Source organism: Burkholderia sp. Ac-20392, from assembly GCF_017104585.1.
GTDB lineage: Bacteria > Pseudomonadota > Gammaproteobacteria > Burkholderiales > Burkholderiaceae > Burkholderia > Burkholderia lata.
On sequence record NZ_JAAGPB010000607.1, the window covers coordinates 1 to 4,500 of the forward strand.

5 protein-coding genes, 1 other RNA gene, 1 pseudogene and 1 riboswitch are annotated in these 4,500 nt (G+C 64.8%); of the genes and pseudogenes, 5 read left to right on the forward strand and 2 right to left on the reverse strand.

Annotated elements, in window-relative coordinates:
- Nucleotides 1-94: 94 nt before the first annotated feature.
- Nucleotides 95-282: riboswitch (cobalamin riboswitch) on the reverse strand.
- Between the two features lie 196 nt (nucleotides 283-478).
- The 5 genes from G3N99_RS35400 to G3N99_RS35420 all read left to right on the forward strand — a co-directional run bounded on the left by G3N99_RS35400 (nucleotide 479) and on the right by G3N99_RS35420 (nucleotide 2,858).
- Nucleotides 479-829 carry an ATPase gene (locus G3N99_RS35400; RefSeq protein ID WP_174941596.1) on the forward strand — a complete coding sequence of 117 codons (351 nt, stop codon included), beginning with the start codon at nucleotides 479-481 and terminating at the stop codon, nucleotides 827-829.
- The gene (locus G3N99_RS35405) at nucleotides 826-1,140 is read left to right on the forward strand and encodes a cell division protein ZapA (RefSeq protein ID WP_011352906.1); all 315 of its coding nucleotides are present in this window, start codon (nucleotides 826-828) and stop codon (nucleotides 1,138-1,140) included. Before G3N99_RS35400 ends, G3N99_RS35405 begins: the two co-directional genes overlap by 4 nt.
- Before the next feature lie 81 nt (nucleotides 1,141-1,221).
- Nucleotides 1,222-1,403, forward strand: a non-coding RNA gene (gene ssrS, locus G3N99_RS35410) — 6S RNA.
- Nucleotides 1,404-1,474: 71 nt separating this feature from the next.
- A complete protein-coding gene (locus G3N99_RS35415; RefSeq protein WP_174942048.1) occupies nucleotides 1,475-1,936 on the forward strand; it encodes an EVE domain-containing protein in 462 nt (153 codons plus the stop codon).
- Nucleotides 1,937-2,117: 181 nt separating this feature from the next.
- Nucleotides 2,118-2,858: an SIMPL domain-containing protein gene (locus tag G3N99_RS35420; protein WP_174941592.1), complete on the forward strand. Its 741-nt coding sequence runs from the start codon at nucleotides 2,118-2,120 to the stop codon at nucleotides 2,856-2,858.
- Nucleotides 2,859-2,969: 111 nt separating this feature from the next.
- Here the strand turns inward: G3N99_RS35420 and lgt are convergent, their stop codons facing one another.
- The gene (gene lgt / locus G3N99_RS35425; protein WP_011352909.1) at nucleotides 2,970-3,860 is read right to left on the reverse strand and encodes a prolipoprotein diacylglyceryl transferase; all 891 of its coding nucleotides are present in this window, start codon (nucleotides 3,858-3,860) and stop codon (nucleotides 2,970-2,972) included.
- Nucleotides 3,861-3,949: 89 nt separating this feature from the next.
- Nucleotides 3,950-4,500, reverse strand: a pseudogene (locus G3N99_RS35430) (LysR substrate-binding domain-containing protein); the annotation flags it as partial.

Genomic DNA, 4,500 nt, shown 5'->3' on the forward strand with positions numbered 1-4,500 from the left:
ATCCGCGTATCCTACACCATTATCTCTCTTCGTTATCCGCACACCACCGAGCTCTACGCCGGGATATCCCCTCTTCCCCTCCCCGCCGCTCTTCCGATCTCGGGCTGGCGGCGGACCGGCTCGCCTTCCCGCGCGATGACGCGCAGTGGCCCGCGCCCGCATGCAGGACCTGCACGCGAAACGCGCCCGAGCCAGCCTGCGTCACGGGACGCGGCCGCTTACCGTTGCGGGGGCAGCGCAGGTTAGCGAGCTTCCGGCGCCCGCGCCCTGCTTCCCGTTTAACCGCGCGTTCCACGCGCGAGCACCGAGGCGGCGCCAGTTTAGGAGCGGGTTGCGCGAGCGTCAAGGAAGCGTCCGGACACGCACAGGAGGCGCCGATTCGCGGCAAGAAGCAGGGGTGTTACGACTGGAAACGTTACAGATGTCGGATTGCGCGTTATTCCGCGCTAAAATGCTGGGTCTTTAGAGGACGCAGCAAATGCTCAACGAACTCGAAACCCTATCTCAAAATATTGGCCGTCTGATTTCGCTGAACAAGCGCTATCACTCGGAACGGCTCGCGCTCGAGGAGCAGGTCGCGCAATTGCGCGCGGATGCGGACGCTGTCCGCGCGGAACTCGCGCAACTGCGCGACGAACGCAATGCACTTGCGGCCGAGCGTGACACGCTGTCGGCAAAGATCGACGACGCCCAGGTGAAACTGAACGCGATTCTCGAAAAGCTGCCGCGCTCGAAAAGTGCGGAGCAAGCCGACAACCAGCTTGACCTGCTGGATGCGCAGGCGCGTCCGGATGGCGATGACGCGGCCAGCCACGGAGAACATGCATGAGCACCAAGCAGATCGAAGTCTCGATTCTCGGTCAGGCCTATCGGCTCGCCTGCTCGGCCGAGACCGAAGCGGCACTGCTCGAAGCGGTCGCGCGCGTCGACGCCGAAATGTCGAAAATCCGCTCGAACAGCTCGGTACGCGGCACCGATCGCATCGCCGTGATGGCGGCGCTGTCGCTCGCGTCCGAATTGCTGCGGCTGCAAACGAGCGTGCGGCATGGTGAAGCATTTCCCGCGGAGGAAATCCGTCGTACAATGCACCAGATGAACGAACAGCTCGGCGCGGTGCTCGCACAGCACGAGACGCAGTAACGTTTTAATCGATGCGTCGATTCCCCTTGATCTCCGCGATCAACGGTGGTCAAATTGGCGCATCGAAGCACAGTTCAGTCAGCTTCCCTGCCTGGTTCGCCAAGGTCATATATTCCTTGAACCAATGCCATGTGCACGGTTGCGGAAATTTGTAGCACGGGCGCGCGCGTCACTCTGTCTGATGTACCCGAAGTGCTGCTAACTGCGACCAATTCTGAACCTCAGGTTCAGGATGCCGGCCTAGCGGCCAAGGCGGGGGCCTATCCAACGGCATCGGGCGAAGCCCGGTGCCGTTTTCTTTTGTAGCAGCCTCTTTCTGCGTCGATCACGATCCATGCAATACTGGCTGATGAAGTCCGAACCGGACGAAGCAAGCATCGACGATCTCGCCAACGCACCGCAGCGCTCGCTGCCGTGGACCGGCGTGCGCAACTATCAGGCGCGCAATTTCATGCGCGACACGATGAAGATCGGCGACGGCGTGCTGTTCTATCACTCGAGCTGCCCCGAACCGGGCATCGCGGGCCTCGCCGAAGTGTCGTCGACGCCCTACCCCGACCCCACGCAGTTCGATCCGAAAAGCCCCTATTACGACCCGAAGTCGACGCAGGAAGCACCGCGCTGGCTGCTCGTCGACGTGCAGTACGTGAAAAAATCGGCGCTCGTGCCGCTTGCGGCGCTGCGCGAACACGATGAACTCGCCGACATGCGCGTGCTCGCACGCGGCAACCGGCTGTCGATCACGCCGGTCACGCGCGCCGAATGGCGCTTCATCACCGAAAAGCTGATGAAGTAGGCGCACGCCAAAGGTCAAATCTGGTCAGTACGCACTGCCGCCACGGAACTCGCGGCACTTTCGCGCGGCCTAAGCAACCGCTGTCGGCCGATCAGGCCGGCTGTCGTTTTTTTCGTCGCGCGGTACGCCCGCGTCGTGCACGCGTGATCCGCGTGCACGCCCTCGCACAAGGAGTCCAACAATGACCAAGAAATCCGCACTCGCGCTGTCGCTCGCCCTTGCCGCCGCCGTTCCCGTCGCGCTGACGCTCGCGTCGACCACCGCGCACGCGCAAACCGCGAACCCGCACTTTCCGGAGCCGGCAGGCGTGCTGTCGCTGTCGTCGCAGGCCAGCGCCGACGTGCCGCAGGACATCATCCACATCACGCTGTTCTACGAGCAGCAGGCCAAGGATCCGGGCAGCCTCACCGCGCAGTTGAACCAGCGTGCCGATGCAGCGCTGTCGCAGGCGAAGGGCGTATCGGGCGTCACCGCACACACGGGTGCATTCTCCGTGTACCCGAGCACCGATCGCGACGGCAAGATCTCCGCATGGCGCGGTCGCACCGAGGTCGCGCTCGAATCGCGCGATTTCGCGGCGGCGTCGAAGCTTGCGGGCCAGCTGTCGAACCTGATGCAGGTCGCGAACGTCGAGTTCTCGCTGTCGCCCGAAGCACAGCGTGCAGCCGAGCAGAAGCTCACGACCGAAGCGATCAAGTCGTTCCGCGCCCGCGCGGACGAAGCCGCGAAGGCATTCGGTTACAGCAGCTACACGATCCGCGACGTGAACGTCGGCGGCGGCCGCAACGTGCAGCCGTACCCGCGCATGATGGCGATGGCCGCGGCGCCGATGGACAGCGCGAAGATGAGCGCACCGATCGCCGTCGAAGGCGGCAAGGCCACGGTGTCGGTCACCGTCAACGGCTCCGTGCAGATGAAGTAACGCACAGCACGCGGCAGTCCGAAATGAAAAACGCCGGCCCGAGGGCCGGCGTTTTTCATTGACCTGGATGGTGCCGATGCACGCGCCGATCGCACGTGCATCGGCAGTGCATCACGCAGCGGCATTCGCCGCGCGGCGGCGATACGCCCAGACCATCAGCGCGACGCCCGCGAGGATCATCGGCAGCGACAGCCACTGCCCCATCGACAGGCCGAGCGCGAGCAGGCCGAGGAAGTCGTCGGGCTCGCGCGCGAACTCGACCGTGAAGCGTGCGAGACCATAGCCGATCAGGAACAGCGCTGACACGGCGCCCATCGGCCGCGACTTGCGCGCGAAGAGGAACAGCGCGAAGAACAGCACGATGCCCTCGAGCGCGATTTCATAGAGCTGCGACGGATGGCGCGGCAGCATCTGGTATTGCATGAACACATCGGCGAGATGCCACTTCTCGACGAGCTCCGGATGCTTCGGCAACCATGCCGCATCGTCGCGCATCGCGCCCGGGAACAGCATCGCCCACGGTGCGGAAGGATCGGTCACGCGGCCCCACAGTTCACCGTTGATGAAGTTGCCGAGCCGCCCGGCCGCGAGCCCCGTCGGCACCATCGGCGCGACGAAATCGGTGACCTGCAGCCAGTGACGCTTGCGCTGCCACGCGAACAGCATCATCGCGAGCGTCACGCCGAGGAAGCCGCCATGAAACGACATGCCGCCTTCCCACACCTTGAACACGTCGAGCGGATGCGAGAAATAGAAATCGGCCTTGTAGAACAGCACGTAGCCGAGCCGGCCGCCGAGCACGGTGCCGAGCACGCCGTAGAACATCATGTCGTCGATGTCCTTCGCGGTCCAGCCTTGCGCCGCGACGTGCGGCAGCTTCAGGCGGATCCGGCCGACGACGATCGCCGCGATGAAGCCGACGAGATACATGAGCCCGTACCAGCGCACGGCCAGCGGCCCGAGATGGATCGCAACGGGGTCGAAATTCGGGTGAATGATCATGGGTTAGCGAAGAAGTTTTCGAATGCGGTACGGCCGTCGCAAACGCGCAGCACCGCGCTTTGGACGGCATCGGCGCGTCATCGTTCACGTCACGTGGCGAGACCCTGCGCGCGCACGACGTCGATGAAGCCGGCCAGCACCGGGCTCACGTCGCCGGTGCGCCACACGAGGCCCGTCTCGACGACCGGCGCGTGATCGGCAAGCGGCCGGTAGACCACGCCGGTGCGCCGCAGGTTACGCAGCGATTGCGGCACCAGTGCGACGCCCATGCCGGCCGACACGAGGCTGACGATCGTCTGCATCTGGATCGCCTCCTGGCCGATGTGCGGAGTTTCCCCCGCCGCGCCGTAGCAGCCCGTAATGATGTCATAAAAGCCGGGCGCCAAACGACGCGGAAAGATCACGAGCGGCAATGCGGCAACCTCGGCGAGACGGACGGGCTCGTCTTCCGGCGCATCGCTCGCCGCGGCCGGCATCGCCACCACCAGCGGCTCGCGCACGACGGGCAGGTACGACAGCCCGGCCGCGTGGCGCGGCGGCACGGGCGGAATGACGAGCCCCACGTCGATGCGGCCCGCGACGAGTTCATCGATCTACACGTCGCTCGTCGCCTCCGCGAGTTGCAGCCGCACCTGCGGAT

Bases quoted from the DNA above. Each gene is read 5' to 3' on its own strand.
- G3N99_RS35420 (WP_174941592.1), top strand. From the start codon at position 2,118: ATGACCAAGAAATCCGCACTCGCGCTGTCGCTCGCCCTTGCCGCCGCC.
- lgt (WP_011352909.1), bottom strand. From the start codon at position 3,860: ATGATCATTCACCCGAATTTCGACCCCGTTGCGATCCATCTCGGGCCG.
- G3N99_RS35405 (WP_011352906.1), top strand. From the start codon at position 826: ATGAGCACCAAGCAGATCGAAGTCTCGATTCTCGGTCAGGCCTATCGG.
- G3N99_RS35400 (WP_174941596.1), top strand. From the start codon at position 479: ATGCTCAACGAACTCGAAACCCTATCTCAAAATATTGGCCGTCTGATT.
- G3N99_RS35415 (WP_174942048.1), top strand. From the start codon at position 1,475: ATGCAATACTGGCTGATGAAGTCCGAACCGGACGAAGCAAGCATCGAC.